General features: G+C 55.5%; 14 protein-coding genes. 11 read left to right on the top strand and 3 right to left on the bottom strand.

Going from position 1 to position 19,141, the window contains the following annotated elements:
- Window positions 1-30 precede the first annotated feature (30 nt).
- On the bottom strand, window positions 31-1,383 hold the full coding sequence (yegD, locus tag BFV67_RS14310) for a molecular chaperone (RefSeq protein ID WP_069598530.1): 1,353 nt from the start codon (window positions 1,381-1,383) through the stop codon (window positions 31-33).
- A gap of 130 nt (window positions 1,384-1,513) precedes the next feature.
- Between yegD and alkA the strand changes: the two genes are divergently transcribed.
- Window positions 1,514-2,392 carry a DNA-3-methyladenine glycosylase 2 gene (alkA, locus tag BFV67_RS14305; protein WP_069598529.1) on the top strand — a complete coding sequence of 293 codons (879 nt, stop codon included), beginning with the start codon at window positions 1,514-1,516 and terminating at the stop codon, window positions 2,390-2,392.
- Here the strand turns inward: alkA and BFV67_RS14300 are convergent.
- Window positions 2,351-5,680: a diguanylate cyclase gene (locus BFV67_RS14300; RefSeq protein ID WP_069598962.1), complete on the bottom strand. Its 3,330-nt coding sequence runs from the start codon at window positions 5,678-5,680 to the stop codon at window positions 2,351-2,353. The genes alkA and BFV67_RS14300 overlap by 42 nt on opposite strands.
- A gap of 346 nt (window positions 5,681-6,026) precedes the next feature.
- Between BFV67_RS14300 and udk the strand changes: the two genes are divergently transcribed.
- From udk to asmA, 3 genes are all read left to right on the top strand, one after another.
- Window positions 6,027-6,668 (top strand): uridine kinase, encoded by a 642-nt coding sequence (gene udk / locus BFV67_RS14295; protein ID WP_008500855.1) that lies wholly within the window; start codon window positions 6,027-6,029, stop codon window positions 6,666-6,668.
- 91 nt (window positions 6,669-6,759) lie between these two features.
- Window positions 6,760-7,341, top strand: a complete 582-nt coding sequence (gene dcd, locus BFV67_RS14290; RefSeq protein ID WP_008500854.1) for a dCTP deaminase — start codon at window positions 6,760-6,762, stop codon at window positions 7,339-7,341.
- A 22-nt stretch (window positions 7,342-7,363) separates the two neighbouring features.
- Window positions 7,364-9,214, top strand: a complete 1,851-nt coding sequence (asmA, locus tag BFV67_RS14285) for an outer membrane assembly protein AsmA (protein ID WP_069598528.1) — start codon at window positions 7,364-7,366, stop codon at window positions 9,212-9,214.
- A 90-nt stretch (window positions 9,215-9,304) separates the two neighbouring features.
- Here asmA and BFV67_RS14280 read toward each other — a convergent pair whose 3' ends face one another.
- A complete protein-coding gene (locus BFV67_RS14280) occupies window positions 9,305-10,888 on the bottom strand; it encodes a TerC family protein (protein WP_008499412.1) in 1,584 nt (527 codons plus the stop codon).
- 684 nt (window positions 10,889-11,572) lie between these two features.
- On the opposite strand from BFV67_RS14280, the gene BFV67_RS14275 reads away from it, so the two are divergent.
- The 7 genes from BFV67_RS14275 to wcaD all read left to right on the top strand — a co-directional run bounded on the left by BFV67_RS14275 (window position 11,573) and on the right by wcaD (window position 19,135).
- On the top strand, window positions 11,573-12,712 hold the full coding sequence (locus BFV67_RS14275; protein ID WP_069598527.1) for a polysaccharide export protein: 1,140 nt from the start codon (window positions 11,573-11,575) through the stop codon (window positions 12,710-12,712).
- A gap of 6 nt (window positions 12,713-12,718) precedes the next feature.
- Window positions 12,719-13,162, top strand: coding sequence for a low molecular weight protein-tyrosine-phosphatase Wzb (wzb, locus tag BFV67_RS14270; protein ID WP_021241460.1), 444 nt, complete (start codon window positions 12,719-12,721; stop codon window positions 13,160-13,162).
- 2 nt (window positions 13,163-13,164) lie between these two features.
- Entirely contained in the window at window positions 13,165-15,327 is a 2,163-nt protein-coding gene (gene wzc / locus BFV67_RS14265) for a tyrosine-protein kinase Wzc (RefSeq protein WP_008499415.1), read from the top strand.
- A gap of 65 nt (window positions 15,328-15,392) precedes the next feature.
- On the top strand, window positions 15,393-16,235 hold the full coding sequence (gene wcaA, locus BFV67_RS14260; RefSeq protein WP_069598526.1) for a colanic acid biosynthesis glycosyltransferase WcaA: 843 nt from the start codon (window positions 15,393-15,395) through the stop codon (window positions 16,233-16,235).
- Window positions 16,235-16,726 (top strand): colanic acid biosynthesis acetyltransferase WcaB, encoded by a 492-nt coding sequence (gene wcaB, locus BFV67_RS14255; protein WP_008499417.1) that lies wholly within the window; start codon window positions 16,235-16,237, stop codon window positions 16,724-16,726. The genes wcaA and wcaB overlap by 1 nt, the downstream gene beginning before the upstream one ends.
- Window positions 16,723-17,940: a colanic acid biosynthesis glycosyltransferase WcaC gene (wcaC, locus tag BFV67_RS14250; RefSeq protein ID WP_039025008.1), complete on the top strand. Its 1,218-nt coding sequence runs from the start codon at window positions 16,723-16,725 to the stop codon at window positions 17,938-17,940. Before wcaB ends, wcaC begins: the two co-directional genes overlap by 4 nt.
- A complete protein-coding gene (gene wcaD, locus BFV67_RS14245; RefSeq protein ID WP_008499419.1) occupies window positions 17,915-19,135 on the top strand; it encodes a colanic acid polymerase WcaD in 1,221 nt (406 codons plus the stop codon). Before wcaC ends, wcaD begins: the two co-directional genes overlap by 26 nt.
- The last annotated feature ends 6 nt before the right edge of the window (window positions 19,136-19,141 follow it).

Genomic DNA, 19,141 nt, shown 5'->3' with positions numbered 1-19,141 from the left:
AAGGCGAAGCCGCCACCCGGCACAACCGCACTAGCTAAACATCACCTGCGCCCAGCGCGCCAGCCCTGCGGTAACGGAGCCAAAGTCATCGCCACCCGCGATTGGTATTCCCGGCAGCTGTTCGGCCAGCGCTTTCTTGATCAGCGGTGAACGAGCGCTACCGCCGGTCAGGTAAATCACGTCCGGCTTCTCTTTGCCGTTCTCCAGCGCGAGCTGCACCTGTTCCAGAATGCGCTGCAGCGGCTGGGCAAGCGCCGTCTCCAGCCCGTCCTGCAAAATGGCAGTGGCCAGTTCGTCACTGATAAACGGCAGGGAGACCGCATGTTCAGCGCGGTCGGACAGGGCGATTTTGCTCTCTTCCGCCGTACGCACCACGCGGTAGCTCAGACGCTGACGCCACACTTTATAGAGCAGGGCGACCTTTTCGCCGTCCTGGGCATCGCGCACCAGATCGTTAAGGAAGCGGCCGTTGGCGGTGCTGTAAAAATCACTCTGCGCAGGCACGTCGTTGATGGCAATCGCGTTCCACCACGGCAGGATCGGCAGCGCGATGCCTTTTTCGGTTTGCCCCCCCATGCCGAGCAGCGGCATCAGGCTCTTGAAGGCCAGGGCGATATCCAGATCGTTACCGCCCACGCGGCAGCCGCTGTGCCCGAGCAGGCTGTTTTCACGATCGCGACGGCGATGCCACTGCGGCCCCATCAGCAGCAGCGAGCAGTCCGTCGTGCCCCCGCCGATATCCACGACCAGTACGCGCTTCTCTTCCGTCAGCGTGGCTTCGAAGTCCAGCCCTGCGGCAACCGGCTCATACTGGAATACCACGTCGCGGAAGCCTGCACGGTGCGCCGCGCGCTCCAGGATCCCCTGCGCCTGCTGGTTGGCCTCGTCGCCGCCCAGCCCCTGGAAGTTGATCGGGCGGCCAATCACCGCCTGGGTAATCGCATCGGAGACCTGCGTCTGCGCCTGCTGGCGAATATGCAGCATCATCGCGCACACCAGGTCTTCGAACAGCGCGACCTGCTGCGGCTTCAGGCCGCTGGCGCCGAGGAAGGATTTTGGCGACTTAACGAAATAGACCTCTTCGGGGTCTTCAATGTAGTGCCCGAGCGAGGCGAGGCCGAACTGCACGCTGGAGGGCGTAACGTCGATGTCCTCCTCGCGGTTAAAGCTGACCGCCCGGCGCAGCAGCGCCTGGGTCTCCGCCGCCGTGGCCGGAACCTGATGGTGGCGGAACAGCCACTCGCTCACCGCTTCACGCGTCGGTGCGCAGAGCATTGACGGCAGCAGCGTGCTCTCTTTTTCCATCTTCAGGAGCCGTGGCTGCCCGTCTTGCATAATCGCAACCGAGCAGTTTGCCGTACCGTAGTCAAATCCAATAAACACGATGAATCCCCATGCCGGTGAGAAGGGGCGAGACTTTAACGAAATGTCTGCATGGCGACAACAGGAATATGAAAGCAAGGCAAAACAGGGTCTTTACGTTTATGCTGATAACACTAAAAAAGGAGCAACGATGTATACCCTCACCTGGCTTCCCCCTTATGACTGGCAGTGGATGTTTGGTTTTCTTGGCGCGCGCGCGGTAACGGGCATTGAAACCGTCACCAACGATTACTATGAGCGCAGTTTTGCCTGCGAGGGGCATCAGGGGATTTTCCGCGTGACGCCGGATATTGCCAGCCATACGCTGAGCGTGACGCTCAGCCAGGGGTTAATTCCGGTTGCGCAGGCGTGTCTTGAACGCATCGAACGCCTGTTCGATCTCCGCTGTAACCCGCAGCAAATAGCAGAAACGCTGGGCGAACTCGGTGCTGCAAGGCCAGGCTTGCGTTTACCGGGGGCGATGGATGCGTACGAGCAGGGCGTCCGGGCGATCCTCGGGCAGCTGGTGAGCGTGGCGATGGCGGCGAAGCTGGCGTCACGCGTGGTGGCGCTCTGTGGCGAACCGGTGGCGGACTGTCCGGGCTATCTCTGCTTCCCCACGCCCCAGGCGCTGGCGGCAGCGGACCCGCTGGCGCTGAAGGCGTTGGGCATGCCGCTAAAGCGCGCGGAGTCGCTGATTCATCTGGCGCAGTCGGTTATCGACGGAACGTTTCCGCTTTCCCTGCCCGCGAATACAGAAGAGGGGATGAAGGCGTTACAGCAGCGGCCGGGGATAGGGCGCTGGACGGCAAATTATCTGGCCCTGCGCGGCTGGCAGGCGAAAGATGTGTTTCTGCCGGATGATTACCTGATTAAACAGCGCTTCGCCGGAATGACGCCCGCGCAAATTCGTCGTTATGCCGAACGCTGGAAGCCGTGGCGCTCCTACGCGCTGCTGCACATCTGGTATACCGACGGCTGGGCACCGTCAGTTGATGGCGAAATAGCTGGTGTTGAGCAGAAGATCTAATGGCTGCGGCTCGGCGATGGTGTCACCAAAGATAAAATCGATGCCGATGCCGGAGAGCGTATCCATCATGATGGGCTGGTTACAGGGGCCCGCGATAGTTTTCATTCCCACACGCTGGGCGTGGCCCTGAACAATGGTCACCATCATCTCATCCATCAGATTGCCATACACGTTGGTTACCACCTCTGCATCCAGCATCAGATAGTCGGCCATATTCGCGGTCAGGTGGGTAAAGACGTTCATGTCGCGTCCCACCTGGCTGAAGATCACGCGGCAGCCCGCCTGGCGAAGCTTTTGCAGACCCCTGTGCAGGTTTTTATCCGGGTTGCACACCACATCGGCAGAGATAACCAGATGCAGCAGACGGCCCGGCATCGGGCTTTTATCCAGCAGGTCGAGCAGTTCATCGACCAGCGTCACGCTGGCTAAACCGGCCTCCGAGAGCGGCAGCGCCACGCCCATGCCTTTACTGGCGATCTGGGTGGCATAGGTGCGGAAAAATTCGCTAAAGATCCGTCTGTCGAGGGCGTGCAGAAGCTCAGGCTCGGCCAGACCCGAGCGGAAGGCATGCTCTTCCTGAACTTCGCCCTGGCTGGTCCACAGGCGTAACGACAGCAGCCAGAAATTACTGCTCTCCGGGATGCGCGGGGAGGCGACGCTGCGGGCAATCATCATCAGATGATTGTCTTTAATCATGTGCCACTGTTCATCAAGCGACATCATGCTGCGCGTGTGGTGATCCCGCTCCTGCTGGGGTTCGTACACCGTCACCATGCCACGCCCGCTGTTTTTTGAGGCGTAACAGGCAATGTCCGCCTGCGACATGATCTCCGACGCCTGATGGTTATTTTCATCAATCAGCGTGATGCCGGCGCTGGCGCCGATCCGGTGCAGGCGGCCTTCCCACATAAAGTGATAGTCGTTGATGGCATGAATCAGGCGACCGGCGATATAGCGCGCGCTTTCCAGGTTGCAGTCCGGTAACAGTAACCCGAACTCGTCCCCGCCCAGACGCGCCAGCACGTCGCTGGAGCGGAGCATGGTCAACATCAGGGAAGCCAGTTCCCGCAGCAGGGCATCACCCGCGGCGTGGCCAGCCGTGTCGTTGACGGCTTTGAAGCGATCGAGGTCGATAAACACCAGGGCATGGCGCTGGCGAGTTTCGCGAACGGTCTGCAAGAGCCGTTTGAGATGGTTTTCGAAGCTGACCCGGTTTGCCAGATGGGTCAGGGCATCGTGGGAGGCGCTGTAGCTTAGCTGGCGCAGCATTTTGCGCGACTCGGTCACGTCCTGAATCACGATCACCGAGCCAATATTCTGTCCATCCAGCGTGCTGAGCGGCGTAATGCTGTAGTGGATATCATAATTGCCGCCGGTACGGCAGTTCAGCACCACATCCTGATCGATATCGGAACGGGACATATCGCCGCTGTGAATATTCTCCATCAGCGGCCCTTTTTCGCCGAAGGTAATGTGTAACACCTTCAGGATCGGCTGGCCGATAGCCTCGGTCTGGAGCCAGCCGCTCATTTTCTCCGCGACCGGGTTCATAAAGGTGACGTTCATGTTGATATCGGTGCACAGCACCGCTTCACCGATGGAGTCGAGGGTAATGTGCAGACGCTCTTTTTCCTGGAAGAGGGCCTCGTTAAGCTGCTTAACCTCGGTCATGTCCATGTTGATGCCGAGCAGCCGTTCAACTTCCCCCTGCTTATTGAGCACCCGGTTTGCCAGGGAGCGAATATGACGCACGCCTTCCTTCACGCGGATGCGGAATTCCAGCTTAAACGGCAGGCGGGAAATTAGGGAGTCCCGCAGCACCTGCTCAGCGTGGACGCGATCCTCCGGCAGCATCGTGTCGTGCCAGAGCTGCCAGGTGGGCTTGATGTGCGGCGGTATTTCATAGAGCTCAAACATCCGCTTATCCCAGCTGATAATGTCGGGTTCCAGATCCCACTCCCAGATGCCGATGCCCCCGGCTTCGTTAGCCAGCGTAATGCGCTCCATCAGGCGCTTATTGACCCATTCGGTCTGCTTCAGATCGTTAATGTCTTCAATCTGGGCGATAAAATAGAGCGGCGAGCCGTCGGCATGGCGCACCACGGAGACGGCAAGAAGCGCCCAGACCACTTCCCCGTCGCGGGTGTAATAGCGCTTTTCGAGGGAGTAGGTATTGATCTCGCCGTTGACCAGCTGTTCGAGCTGCTCAAGGTCGGTATTCAGATCTTCTGGCCAGGTGAGCTGCTGGAAGGTCAGCGACTGAAGCTCCGTCTGGCTGTAGCCGAGGAAATTGCACAGCGCCTTGTTAGCCTGAAGCCATTTGCCTTCAATGCTGACCAGCGCCATGCCGATGGCGGAATATTCCATCGCGTTACGAAAGCGCTCTTCGCTTTCGGTGATATGTTTGCGTTCGGCGCGGAAGGCGTACATCACCATGGTCATCACGTTAGCGGGCAGGAGCAGCATCAGGAACGGCAGCCAGGGGGCGTTCAGCATCGGCCCGGCGTGCTGGGTGGTCAGCGCCAGAGGATTGCGGGCAATCATCAGCGACACCACCATCACGGTGACCAGAAACACCATGAACGCTTCCATCCGCGGCAGGCGCACGGCGCTCCACATCAGCAGAACGATCACGCAGGTGAAGGGCCACGGCAGCCAGGTGATGGCTGCCCAACTGAGCGCTAACGTCACGGCCAGCGTGGTCAGCGTTTCCAGCAGCAATCGCGGGTCACGGTGGCGCAGCAGATAATGCGGCTTAAATAACAGCCCCAGTGGCACCAGTGCCAGGGCGCCAATGGCTTCTGACAACACCCAGACGAAGAAATTACGCAGGGGCTCAGAGCCGGGTGCCAGCAGAGACACCAGAATGCCGCCCATCAGTGGCGGCACCAGCGCGCTGCCGATGGCCACGCGGATCCAGTCATTCAGATTCTGCAGCGGGTTGTACCACGGGAGCCATTTACGCAGGAACAGCGCGCCGATAACGGCCTCAATGAAGTTGACCGCAGGGTAGATGAGGCTGACCGAACCCCAGGAGAACAGCATCCATGAGGCCAGAATATTGCCGAACGAACAGGCCAGGGCAATGCCCGGCCACATTTTTCCGGCATGGCGGTAAAACGCCACCATCATAATGGCGGTGGGAAACCAGAGCGGGGCCAGCAGGGTGCCGAAGCGGGTGAGCTCCAGCGAAAATAAGGTAAAGATAAAGGTGACCAGGCCCAGACAGACAAGTCGTAATAAAGGATGTGGGGTGGTCACCAAAACCCGCTGGTATTGTTTATTCATTACCGCTTTATCCAGAGACGCCATGCCGTCAGGGAAGAAGATGTCCGAACGCGTGAATTTGATAATTTGGTTTATGCTAGTACAAACAATTTACAATTCATATGGTGACCGCTCAGAATTTGACAACACAGACTTATTAAATACTTACTCCGTGAAAAAAATCGGGTAAGCGGCGAAAAAATGCGCATTTAAATTTCATTCAGGGAATAACTCGTCACTTTTCGGTCAGTCTCGCAGAACCTGAGTATTCGACTGGTATCACGCCCGCGAAATCCCTATAATTGCCGCGTTTGACGCTCCGGCGTCGTCCTTCCTTTACATCCAGGTTAATCAGGTCGCTAAATTTATGACTGATAAGTCTCATCAGTGCGTCATTATAGGCATCGCCGGCGCATCGGCTTCAGGTAAAAGTCTAATTGCCAGTACGCTTTATCGCGAACTGCGTGAACAAGTAGGTGATGAGCATATCGGCGTCATTCCCGAAGACAGCTATTACAAAGATCAATCCCATCTGTCGATGGAAGAGCGCGTTAAAACGAACTATGACCACCCAAATGCGATGGATCACAGCCTGCTGTTCCAGCATTTAGAAGCGCTTAAGAGCGGCCAGGCGATCGAACTGCCCGTTTACAGTTACGTAGAACATACCCGCACCCAGGAAACGATCCGCATCGAGCCGAAAAAGGTCATTATCCTTGAAGGCATCCTGCTGCTGACCGACGCCCGCCTGCGTGAATCCATGAACTTCTCGATTTTCGTCGATACCCCGCTGGATATTTGCCTGATGCGCCGCATCAAGCGTGACGTTAATGAACGTGGCCGCTCAATGGACTCCGTGATGGCGCAATATCAGAAAACGGTCCGCCCGATGTTCCTGCAGTTTATTGAGCCCTCCAAACAATACGCCGATATCATCGTGCCGCGCGGGGGTAAAAACCGCATCGCGATCGATATCTTAAAAGCGAAAATCAGCCAGTTTTTTGAATAAGCCGCGTGAATTGTGTACCGTTCAGAGATAACCTGGTTTTACCCTGAGCGCTTACCGGCTCAGGGTACGATGCATGAAAGGAGAAAAAGGCATGCGTCTTTGTGATCGCGATATTGAAGCCTGGCTGGATGAAGGCCGTTTGTCTATTACCCCACGTCCACCTGTTGAGCGTATCAATGGGGTGACCGTCGATGTCCGGTTGGGGAATAAATTCCGCACCTTTAGCGGCCATACCGCACCGTTCATTGACCTCAGCGGACCGAAGGACGAAGTCAGCGCCGCGCTCGATCGCGTGATGAGTGACGAAATCGTAATCGAAGATGGCGAAGCCTTTTATCTGCATCCGGGTGAACTGGCGCTGGCGGTAACGTTTGAATCCGTCACCCTGCCTGCGGACCTCGTCGGCTGGCTTGACGGCCGTTCTTCGCTGGCGCGACTGGGACTGATGGTACACGTGACCGCGCACCGTATCGATCCAGGCTGGTCGGGCCGTATTGTGCTGGAATTCTTCAATGCCGGTAAATTGCCGCTGGCGCTTCGTCCGGGGATGATGATCGGCGCGTTAAGTTTTGAACCGCTGTCAGGCCCGGCAGACAGGCCGTATAACCGCCGTCAGGACGCAAAATATCGCGACCAGCAGGGTGCGGTTGCCAGCCGTATTGATAAAGACTGATCGTTAGTCCATTGAGGATGCCATGAGAAGAGTTCTGACAACGCTGATGATTTTGCTGGTGGTGCTGGTGGCTGGCCTTTCGGCGTTGGTTCTGCTGGTTAACCCTAACGACTTCCGCGCGTACATGGTGCGGCAGGTTGAGGCACGCAGTGGTTATCAACTGAAGCTGGACGGGCCGCTGCGCTGGCACGTCTGGCCGCAGCTCAGCATTCTCTCTGGCCGCATGTCGCTCACGGCGCCGGGGGCGTCCCAGCCGCTGGTGTCCGCAGACAACATGCGCCTTGATGTGGCGCTGATCCCGCTCATTTCCCATCAGCTGCAGGTGAATCAGGTGATGCTGAAAGGCGCGGTGATTCAGCTCACCCCGCAAACTGAAGCTGTCCGTGATGCCAACGCGCCGGTGGCACCGCGTGAAAATACCCTGCCTGATGAACCGTCTGATACTGGCTGGTCCTTTGATATTGGCAAACTGAAAGTGGCCGATAGCGTGCTGGTTTTCCAGCATGAGCACGAAGAGCTGGTCACCGTTCGCAACATTAATCTGCAGATGGAACAGGATGAGCACCATCTTGCATCGGTGGAATTCAGCGGGCGCGTGAACCGCGATCAGCGGGATCTGACGCTGTCGTTGAATGCTAATGTAAATGCGTCAGACTATCCGCATCAGCTCACGGCGAACATCCAGCAGCTTAACTGGCAGCTGACGGGGGCCAATCTGCCCACCCAGGGGATCGCCGGTCAGGGGACGCTGCAGGCCGTGTGGCGTGAGGAACAAAAACAGCTGGAGCTGGATAATCTCAACCTGCAGGCAAATGACAGTAGCCTGAAGGGGCAGGCGAGCGTCACCTTTGAAGAGAAGCCGAAGTGGGTGCTGAATCTGCAATTTGACAAGCTCAACCTGGAAAACCTGATGCCACCTCTGCCAGCCAGCGCCACGGACAGCGAGGCGACGCAGACGGGGCAAAGCCAGGCACCGGTATCACGTCCGGTTATTTCGTCGAATCTCGATCAACCTGACTATAACGCTCTGCGCGGATTCACGGCGGATATTCTGCTGAAAGCCACCAGCCTGCGCTGGCGCGGCATGGACTTTACCGACGTGAGCAGCCAGATGTTTAACCATAACGGTTTGCTGGTGATCTCCGAACTGAGCGGCAAGATGGGCGCAGGACACCTCTCACTGCCCGGCACGCTGGATGTCCGTAAAGACGTTGCCAGCGCCGAATTCCAGCCGCGTCTCGATAACGTTGAGATAGGGACCATCCTGACCGCGTTTAACTACCCGATCTCTCTGACGGGGCAGTTGACGCTCGCGGGTGATTTCTCCGGCACGAAAATTGATGCCGATGCTTTCCGCCGCGAGTGGCAGGGGCAGGCGCATCTTGATCTGAAAAACTCCCGTATGGAAGGGCTTAACTTCCAGCAGCTGGTACAGCAGGCGGTTGAGCGCAGCAGCGATGTGAAGGCCCAGGAGAACTACGACAGTGCCACGCGCCTCGACAGCTTCACCACGGGCCTGACGCTGAACAACGGACAACTCTCTCTCGACGGAATGCAGGGTACCTCTTCACTCTTATCCTTAACGGGCGAGGGTAAGCTGGATCTGGTCAAAGAGACGGCGGACACGCGCTTTAACGTGCGGGTACTTTCCGGCTGGCAGGGCGAAAGCAAGCTCATTGACTTCCTGAAAGAGACGCCGGTCCCATTGAGCGTATACGGCAAATGGCAGGCCCTGAATTACAGTCTGCAGGTGGATCAGATCCTGCGTAAGCATCTGCAGGATGAAGCGAAACGTCGACTCAGCGGCTGGGCGGATCGTAATAAAGATTCACAGGACGGCAAGGATGTGAAGAAGCTGCTGGATAAGCTTTGATGCCTGTTGCGCCGGGGGGGGGCTTCGCCTTACCCGGCCTACAAAAACCGAATACCGCAGGCTGGGTGAGCGAAACGCCACCCGGCTTTTTTACACCTCAAAATCCAGTTCTTCCTCTTCCCGCAGCGGTATCAGCTGAACCTTCTGCACGCGATGGTTTTCAATCTGGAGCGTTTTAAGCCGATAGTCGCCGACCTGAACCTCTTCCCCCGGCTGTGGGATACGCTGCAAATACTCCATCAGCAGACCGGCAATGGTGTGGTATTCCCGTTTATCATCCAGCGGCAGCGGCACATACTGCACCAGGTCTTCCAGCGGCATATGGCCGTTAGCCGTCCACGAGCCGTCGGCGTTTTTCTGAATGTCGTGGCGGGCGTCAATCTCATCCACCTCGTTTGGCAGATTACCGGCAATGGTTTCCATCACGTCGCTGAGCGTGACCAGCCCTTCCACCGAACCAAACTCATCCACCACAAAGGCAAAGTGGGTGCGCGCGTTACGGAATTGCTCAAGGGCGGAAAGCAACGGCAGCCCCTCCGGGAAGACCAGCGGCTGGCGAACCAGGGCGCGGAGATTGAGCGGCTCACCGTGGAGCTGCTGCTGGAGCAGGTCAATGACGTGTACCACGCCCAATAGCTCCTCTTCCGCTTCCCCGCCGGTCACCACCACGCGGGTGTGCTGGTTTTTATCCAGCAGGGCGCGAATGTGCGCTTCCGGGGCCGTCAGGTCAATATGCTCAATGTCATGCCGCGACGTCATAATGCTGCTTACCGTACGCTGGTTCAGATTGAGCACTCGCTCAATCATCCGTCGTTCCTGCGGGTCAAAGATCTGCCCGTCGCTGTGGTCGGCCAGCATGGCGGAGGATTCGGCGTCCAGCTCCGCATCCTCTTTCTTGCCGCTTAACAGACGCATGACCGTGTCGGCTGTGCGCTGACGCAGAGTCTGATTGGCGGAAAGGAAGCGACGGCGGTTGAATATCGCCAGCTGGTTAAGCGCTTCAATCATGACGGAGAACCCGATGGCGGCATACAGGTAGCCTTTCGGAATATGGAAGCCAAAACCGTCGGCCACCAGGCTGAAGCCAATCATCAGCAGGAAGCTCAGGCAAAGGATAACGATGGTCGGGTGACTGTTCACGAAGCGGGTCAGTGCCTTGCTGGCCATGACCATCAGCGTGATGGCAATAATGACCGCGGCCATCATCACCGCAAGGTGGTCCACCATCCCGACGGCGGTGATCACCGAGTCCAGGGAGAAGACCGCATCCAGCACCACGATTTGCGCGACCACCGGCCAGAATTTTGCTCCGCGGCGCTGGGTCGGGTTCTCGCTGTCTTTGCCTTCCAGCCGCTCGTTGAGCTCCACGGTGGCTTTGAACAGCAGGAATAGCCCGCCAAAGAGCATGATCAGATCGCGGGCGCTAAAGCTCAGACCGTGAATGGAGAACAGAGGCTGAGTGAGCGTGACCAGCCAGGAAATAGAGGCCAGCAGCAGTAAGCGCATCACCATCGCCAGCAGCAGCCCCGTTACGCGCGCGCGATCGCGCTGGGAAGGGGGCAGTTTTTCAGCAAGGATGGCGATAAAAACCAGATTATCAATCCCGAGCACCAGCTCGATGACAACCAGCGTAACCAGCCCGGCCCAGATTGAGGGATCGGCAATCCATTCCATAGTAGTAGCAATACCTTCTGTAACATGACTAATGACACAATTCGATCATGGATAAAGCTGGGGGAAAATGCAATGTCAGTATGAGATTTCTCTCAATAATCATTAAATTAAAACTGGCGGGTATAATAGTTTTAATTTACCCAGGAAATCTGTATTTATCCGAAATAACAAAATTAAGAAATATCGCATTAAAAGATGTTCAATCATAACGCTGTCAACATAAAGAAATTCTTAAAAATAAAGTGCATTTCTAAATAAATTCTTAAAAGTTGACGTTCGGAACCCGTTTTCTTGCCTGTTTTGGGATTAACTGTTACAAGATTATTAGCCTAAAAAAGGATATCTCCCGTTAAGGATTGATGTTTTTTTTGGGCGATTAACGAAATAGTGCCTGCGTATTTTGAATGCTTCATTTATTTCACCAGCAAAAAATTTTTGCGGTTTTTTGCCTGTAATTCATTGTGTTATAGCGTATTGGTAGCTGGAAGCCAAGGGCGGTAGCGTGCCTGAATGTGTGTGGGTGGGCCATGATTACGTTGTCAACAGTGACTGGCCAAATAGCGTTTTTTTTAGGAATGATGCCACTTATATTTTTATTTAATTAGCTACATTCTTAATGCATTTTAGATTCACACGTATTTAAATTGCACAGGATAATTACTCTGCCAAAGTGATAAATAATCAATGATGAACTCCAAAATGAAATTGATGCCATTATTGGTGTCTGTGACCTTGATGAGCGGTTGCACGGTCTTTCCCGGAAGCAATATGTCTACAATGGGCAAGGATGTGATCAAGCAACAGGATGCCGATTTTGATCTCGACAAAATGGTGAATGTTTATCCACTTACGCCTCGTCTGGTCGAACAATTACGCCCACGTCCAAACGTTGCCCAGCCAAATATGTCACTGGACCAGGAAATTGCTTCCTACCAGTATCGCGTAGGGCCTGGAGACGTCATTAACGTGACCGTCTGGGATCACCCCGAACTGACCACGCCAGCGGGCCAGTACCGTAGCTCAAGCGACACCGGTAACTGGGTGCAGTCAGATGGCACCATGTTCTATCCCTACATTGGTAAAGTCCATGTAGCAGGGAAAACGCTTGCCGAGATCCGCAGTGTTATTACCGGCCGCTTAGCGCAGTACATCGCCGATCCGCAGGTGGACGTTAATATCGCCGCATTCCGCTCGCAAAAAGCCTATATCTCCGGCCAGGTGAACAAATCTGGTCAGCAGGCCATCACCAACGTTCCTCTGACCGTGCTGGATGCCATTAACGCCGCTGGCGGGTTAACCGACGGCGCCGACTGGCGCAACGTGGTACTGACCCACAACGGGAAAGAGCAGCGCATTTCGCTGCAGGCGCTGATGCAAAACGGCGATCTGACTCAGAACCGCCTGCTTTATCCGGGCGACATCCTCTATGTACCACGCAATGACGATCTCAAAGTCTTCGTGATGGGTGAAGTGAAGAAACAGAGCACCCTCAAGATGGACTTCAGCGGTATGACGCTGACCGAAGCGCTGGGCAATGCTGAGGGTATCGATCTGACGACCTCTAACGCGACCGGTATCTTCGTGATCCGTCCGCTGAAAGGTGAGGGCAGCGCGAAAGGCAAGATTGCCAACATCTACCAGCTGGATATGTCCGATGCGACCTCTCTGGTGATGGCGACGGAGTTCCGTCTCCAGCCATACGACGTGGTGTATGTCACTACCGCACCGGTTGCCCGCTGGAACCGTCTGATCAACCAGTTGCTGCCAACCATCAGTGGCGTTCGCTACATGACGGATACGGCGCGCGACATTCATACCTGGTAATCCGCGATGTTTAACAAAATTCTGGTGGTATGCGTGGGGAACATTTGCCGTTCCCCTACGGCTGAACGGTTGTTGAAACACTACCAGCCCGAACTGACCGTTGATTCGGCAGGGCTGGGTGCACTGGTCGGTAAAGGTGCCGATGAGCGCGCAATGAGCGTGGCGCGGGACCATCACCTCTCTCTCGACGGGCATGTTGCCCGCCAGGTCACTGGCCGCATGTGCCGTGAGTATGACCTGATTCTGGCGATGGAAAAACGCCATATTCAAGCGCTGTGCGATATCGCTCCGGAGATGCGCGGTAAGGTGATGCTGTTTGGACACTGGGACAATGAACGTGAAATCCCCGATCCATATCGCAAAAGCCATGAGGCTTTCGAGGCGGTTTACACCTTACTTGACCAGTCTGCCCAACAGTGGGCGCAGGCACTGAAAGCTCAGCAGGGATAACAATGACAGAAAAAACAAAACCTTCTGCCGCCCCGACTTCGGGCAGTGATGAAATTGATATTGGGCGCCTGGTTGGCACGGTTATCGAGGCAAAGTGGTGGGTGCTGGGCATTACCGCCGTGTTTGCCGCGGCGGCCGTCGTCTATACGCTGTTCGCCACCCCTATCTACAGCGCCGATGCGCTGGTGCAGATCGAGCAGAATACCGGTAACTCGCTGGTGCAGGACATTGGCTCCGCGCTGGCGAACAAGCCGCCGGCCTCTGACGCTGAAATCCAGCTCATCCAGTCACGTCTGGTGCTGGGTAAAACGGTTCACGACCTTGGGCTCGATATCTCCGTCACCAAAAATACCTTCCCAATCTTTGGTGCGGGCTGGGATCGGCTGATGGGCAGAAGCAACGACACGGTGAAGGTCACTGACTTCGTGCTGCCAAAAGGGGCAGCCGATCAGACCTTTACCCTCACGGTGCTTGGCCCGAAACAGTATCAGTTGACCAGCGACGCGGGCTTTAGCGCGCGCGGTGAAGTCGGACAGATGCTGAGCAAAGACGGCGTCAGCATGATGGTCAGTGCGATCAACGCCCAGGAGGGTGGGGAGTTTACCGTCACCAAATTCTCCACGCTGGGGATGATCAACAACCTGCAAAACAACCTGACCGTCACTGAAAACGGTAAGGACACCGGCGTGCTGAGCATGACCTTTACCGGGGAAGATAAGGATCAGATCCGCGACATCCTGAACAGCATTACCCGCAACTACCTTGAGCAGAACGTTGAGCGTAAGTCGGCTGAAGCGGCGAAAAGCCTGGCGTTCCTGTCGAAACAGCTCCCGGAAGTGCGCGCCCGCCTGGATGATGCCGAGAACAAGCTGAACGCCTACCGCCAGGATAAAGACTCTGTCGACCTGCCGCTGGAGGCGAAATCGGTCCTCGATTCGATGGTCAACATTGACGCTCAGCTCAACGAGCTGACCTTCAAAGAGGCGGAGATCTCCAAGCTTTACACCAAACGTCACCCGGCTTACCGCACGCTGCTGGAGAAACGCCGCACGCTGGAAGAGGAGAAGGCGAAGCTCAATGACCGCGTGACCGCGATGCCGAAAACCCAGCAGGAGATCGTGCGTCTGACCCGCGACGTGGAGTCAGGACAGCAGGTTTACATGCAGCTGCTGAACAAGCAGCAGGAGCTGAAAATCACCGAGGCAAGCACCGTGGGTGACGTGCGCATCGTCGACCCGGCGATTACCCAGCCTGGCGTGCTGAAGCCGAAGAAAGCGCTGATCATTCTCGGCAGCATTATTCTCGGCCTGATGCTCTCCATCGTTGGCGTGCTGCTGCGTTCGCTGTTCAACCGCGGTATCGAAAGCCCGCAGGTGCTGGAAGAGAACGGTATCAACGTCTATGCCAGCATTCCGCTGTCTGAGTGGCAAAAATCCCGTGACAGCGTGAAAACCATCAAAGGCGTTAAGCGTTACAAACAGAGCCAGCTGCTGGCGGTGGGTAACCCAACCGACCTGGCGATTGAAGCGATACGCAGCCTGCGCACCAGTCTGCACTTCGCCATGATGCAGGCTAAAAACAACGTCCTGATGTTAACCGGCGTCAGCCCGTCAATCGGTAAAACCTTCGTCTGCGCCAACCTGGCGGCGGTCGTTAGCCAGACCAACAAGCGCGTGCTGCTGATCGACTGCGATATGCGCAAGGGCTACACCCACGAGCTGCTGGGCACCAATAACGTCAACGGTCTGTCGGAGATCCTGCTTGGCAAAGGTGACATCAGCCAGAGCGCAAAACCGACTACCGTGCCGAAATTTGACCTGATCCCACGTGGGCAGGTGCCGCCTAACCCGTCCGAGCTGCTGATGAGCGAACGCTTTACCGAGCTGGTGGAGTGGGCGAGCAAAAACTACGACCTGGTGCTGATCGATACGCCGCCGATTCTGGCCGTGACCGACGCTGCCGTTGTGGGTCGCCATGCGGGTACGACGCTGATGGTGGCGCGTTACGCGGTGAACACCCTGAAAGAGGTGGAAACCAGCCTGAGCCGCTTCGAGCAGAACGGGATTGAGGTGAAAGGGGTGATCCTGAACTCCATCTTCCGCCGTGCGACCGGGTACCAGGATTACGGGTATTACGAGTACGAATATAAGTCTGACAGCAAATAACAATCCCCCTCACCCTAACCCTCTCCCGAGGGGGGAGGGGCGGGGTGAGGGATCAGGGGAAGATCATGACCACACAACGCCCTTTAGTTTCAATCTATATGCCGACATGGAATCGTCAGCAGCTGGCGATCCGCGCAATCAAGTCGGTGTTACGTCAGGATTACGATAACTGGGAGCTGATCATCGTTGATGACTGCTCTTCCTCGTATGAACAGCTGCAAAAATTCGTGACTGACCTCAACGACCCGCGGGTGGTCTATACCCACAACGAGATTAACTCCGGCGCCTGCGCTGTACGAAATCAGGCGATTATGCAGGCCAAAGGGCAGTATCTGACCGGCATCGACGACGATGACGAATGGACGCCGAACCGCCTGTCTATTTTCCTGTCGCATAAAGAGCAGCTGGTCACGCACGCGTTCCTGTATGCCAACGACTATGTCTGTCAGGGCGAGGTGTACTCGCAGCCTGCCAGCCTGCCGCTCTATCCGAAATCACCGTACTCTCGACGCCTGTTCTACAAGCGCAACATCATTGGTAACCAGGTCTTCACCTGGGCGTGGCGCTTCAAGGAGTGCCTGTTCGATACCGAACTGAAGGCCGCGCAGGATTACGACATCTTCCTGCGGATGGTGGTGGAGTATGGCGAGCCGTGGAAAGTGGAAGAGGCCACGCAGATCCTGCACATCAACCACGGGGAGATGCAGATCACCTCGTCGCCGAAGAAGTTCTCGGGCTACTTCCATTTTTACCGCAAGCACAAGGACAAGTTTGACCGTGCCAGCCGTAAATATCAGCTCTTTACCCTCTATCAGATCCGCAATAAGCGCATGAACTGGCGCACGCTGATGACGCTGTTGTCCATACGTAACGGCAAGCGCCTGGCTGATGGACTTCGGGGGAAATAATGTTTCTGGAAGATTGCCGCGCTAACAGCTGGAGCCTGCGTCCTTGCTGCATGGTTCTGGCGTACCGCATCGCGCATTTTTGCTCGGTGTGGCGTAAGAAAAATATCCTGAACAACATCTGGGCGGCCCCCGTGCTGGTGCTGTACCGCATCATTACCGAATGCTTTTTTGGCTATGAAATTCAGGCCGCTGCCACCATTGGCCGTCGCTTTACCATCCATCACGGCTATGCGGTGGTGATCAACAAGTTCGTGGTCGCCGGGGATGATTTCACCATCCGCCATGGGGTGACCATTGGCAACCGTGGGCCAGACAGCCTGGCCTGCCCGGTCATTGGCAATAACGTCGAGCTGGGCGCGAACGTGGTGATCATTGGCGACATTACGATTGGTAACAACGTCACGATTGGTGCGGGCAGCGTGGTGCTGGACACCATTCCGGATAACGCGCTGGTGGTGGGAGAAAAAGCCCGCGTGAAGGTGATTAAATGAATATTCTGCAATTTAACGTACGCCTCGCAGAAGGCGGAGCGGCAGGGGTGGCGCTGGATCTGCACCAGCGCGCGCTGCAAAAAGGACTTCAGTCTCGTTTTATTTATGGCTATGGCAAGGGCGGCAAGAAAAGCGTCAGTCACGATAACTTCCCGCAGGTGCATAAGCACACGCCGCGTCTGACCTCGATTGCCAATATCGCATTGTTCCGTTTGTTTAACCGCGATCTGTTTGGCAACCTGAATACGCTTTATCGCACGGTGACCCGCACTACCGGCCCGGTTGTGCTGCATTTTCACGTGCTCCACAGCTACTGGCTGAATCTGGAAGAGGTGGTGGCGTTTTGTCAGAAGGTGCAGGCCCACAAGCCCGACACCCGCTTCGTCTGGACGCTGCACGATCACTGGAGCGTAACCGGCCGTTGCGCGTTTACCGACGGCTGCGAAGGCTGGAAAAACAACTGCCAGAAATGCCCGACGCTGAGCAACTATCCGCCGGTGAAGGTGGATCGCGCGCACAAGCTGGTGGCCGGAAAGCGCCAGCTTTTCCGCGACATGCTCTCGCTCGGCTGTACGTTTATCTCCCCGAGCCAGCACGTGGCCGATGCCTTCAACAGTCTGTACGGGGCAGGGCGCTGCCAGATTATTAACAACGGTATCGACGTGGCGACGGAAGCCATTCTCGCCGACCTGACGCCGGTGGCGCAAACCACGGGCAAACCGAAAATCGCTATCGTTGCGCATGACCTGCGTTACGACGGGAAAACCAACCAGCAGCTGGTGCGCGACATGATGGCGCTGGGTGACAAAATTGAACTTCACACCTTCGGCAAATTTTCACCGTTTGAAGGGACTAACGTGGTGAACCACGGGTTTGAAACCGATAAGCGCAAGCTGATGAGCGCGCTGAATGAAATGGATGCGCTGGTGTTCAGCTCCCGCGTGGATAACTACCCGCTGATCCTCTGTGAAGCGCTCTCCATCGGCGTGCCGGTGATTGCCACCCACAGCGATGCGGCACGTGAGGTGCTGGAAAAATCCGGCGGGAAAACTTTTGCGGAGCCGGAGGTTCTGCCGCTGGTGCAATTGCCGAAGGCGCAGATCGCTCAGGCCGTTTTTGGCACCGACCTGGAATCGTTCCGCAACCGCAGCCGCAAGGCCTACAGTGGACAACAGATGCTGGAGGAGTATGTCTCGTTCTATCAGAATCTGTAGTTATCTGCTGCTGCCGCTGATTTACCTGCTGGTCAACGTTAAGATTGCCCAGCTCGGCGAAAGCTTCCCGATAACCATCGTCACCTTCTTGCCCGTTCTGCTTCTGCTGTATGTCGATAAAATCAACCTGAAGAAGCTGATGATTGCCTTAGGGTTGGGTACGGGCCTGACGCTGTTTAACTATATCTTCGGCCAGTCGCTGGATGCCAGTAAATACGTCACCTCGACCATGCTGTTTGTTTATATTGTCATTATTATCGGAATGGTCTGGAGTATTCGCTTTAAAACGATTTCTCCGCACAATTATCGGAAAATCCTCAGGTTCTTTTATATTGCCGTTGCGTTAATTGTTATGCTTGCTGCTATGGAGATGGCGCAAATTATTCTTACCGGCGGCAGCAGCCTGATGGAGATAATTTCGAAATATCTCATTTACAGCAACAGCTATGTATTGAACTTCATCAAGTTCGGCGGGAAGCGTACCACGGCCCTCTATTTTGAACCGGCGTTTTTCGCTTTGGCGTTAATCTCAATTTGGCTCAGCATCAAACAGTTTGGTATCAAAACGCCTAAGACCGATGCTATGATTCTTGCAGGAATCGTTCTGTCTGGATCGTTCTCAGGGGTAATGACATTTATCCTGTTTTACCTGCTGGAATGGGCGTTTCAGTACCTGAACAAAGATGCGATTAAGAAAAAACTGCCGCTGGCGATTATCTCCCTGACGGTATTTATGGTGGGCGTGATATTTGCTTTCCCCTACATCTCAGAACGTCTGGGTGATTTGGGAACGGAAGGGTCCTCGTCCTATTATCGCATCATTGGACCACTGGTGATGGTGGGTTATTCCTTAACCCATATTGATGGTGTAGTAAGATTCGGCTCACTTTACGAATATGTTGCATCATTCGGAATATTTAACGGTGCGGATGTCGGTAAAACCATAGACAATGGTCTGTATCTGTTAATTATTTATTTTTCGTGGTTCGCCGTACTGTTGACGCTGTGGTATCTGTTTAAAGTTTTCAAAATGATGATTAACGCGTTTGGTGATAACCAGAACTTTCGCGTGCAACTTTATCTGTTTACGCCGGTGTCGCTGTTTTTTACCGGGTCAATATTTAGCCCGGAATATGCTTTCTTGATTGTCTGTCCGTTTATTCTGCGCAAAGCGCTTAATATTACGCACGTATGACGAAAT

The sequence above is a fragment of the Enterobacter roggenkampii genome (assembly GCF_001729805.1).
Lineage (GTDB): Bacteria > Pseudomonadota > Gammaproteobacteria > Enterobacterales > Enterobacteriaceae > Enterobacter > Enterobacter roggenkampii.
This window is presented reverse-complemented; position numbering and strand designations above follow the sequence as displayed.

Coding starts and splice junctions, on each gene's coding strand:
- wcaB (WP_008499417.1), top strand. CDS start 16,235: ATGTTTCTGGAAGATTGCCGCGCTAACAGCTGGAGCCTGCGTCCTTGC.
- asmA (WP_069598528.1), top strand. CDS start 7,364: ATGAGAAGAGTTCTGACAACGCTGATGATTTTGCTGGTGGTGCTGGTG.
- BFV67_RS14280 (WP_008499412.1), bottom strand. CDS start 10,888: ATGGAATGGATTGCCGATCCCTCAATCTGGGCCGGGCTGGTTACGCTG.
- wcaC (WP_039025008.1), top strand. CDS start 16,723: ATGAATATTCTGCAATTTAACGTACGCCTCGCAGAAGGCGGAGCGGCA.
- dcd (WP_008500854.1), top strand. CDS start 6,760: ATGCGTCTTTGTGATCGCGATATTGAAGCCTGGCTGGATGAAGGCCGT.
- wzb (WP_021241460.1), top strand. CDS start 12,719: ATGTTTAACAAAATTCTGGTGGTATGCGTGGGGAACATTTGCCGTTCC.
- wzc (WP_008499415.1), top strand. CDS start 13,165: ATGACAGAAAAAACAAAACCTTCTGCCGCCCCGACTTCGGGCAGTGAT.
- wcaA (WP_069598526.1), top strand. CDS start 15,393: ATGACCACACAACGCCCTTTAGTTTCAATCTATATGCCGACATGGAAT.
- BFV67_RS14300 (WP_069598962.1), bottom strand. CDS start 5,680: ATGAATAAACAATACCAGCGGGTTTTGGTGACCACCCCACATCCTTTA.
- BFV67_RS14275 (WP_069598527.1), top strand. CDS start 11,573: ATGATGAACTCCAAAATGAAATTGATGCCATTATTGGTGTCTGTGACC.
- udk (WP_008500855.1), top strand. CDS start 6,027: ATGACTGATAAGTCTCATCAGTGCGTCATTATAGGCATCGCCGGCGCA.
- alkA (WP_069598529.1), top strand. CDS start 1,514: ATGTATACCCTCACCTGGCTTCCCCCTTATGACTGGCAGTGGATGTTT.
- wcaD (WP_008499419.1), top strand. CDS start 17,915: ATGTCTCGTTCTATCAGAATCTGTAGTTATCTGCTGCTGCCGCTGATT.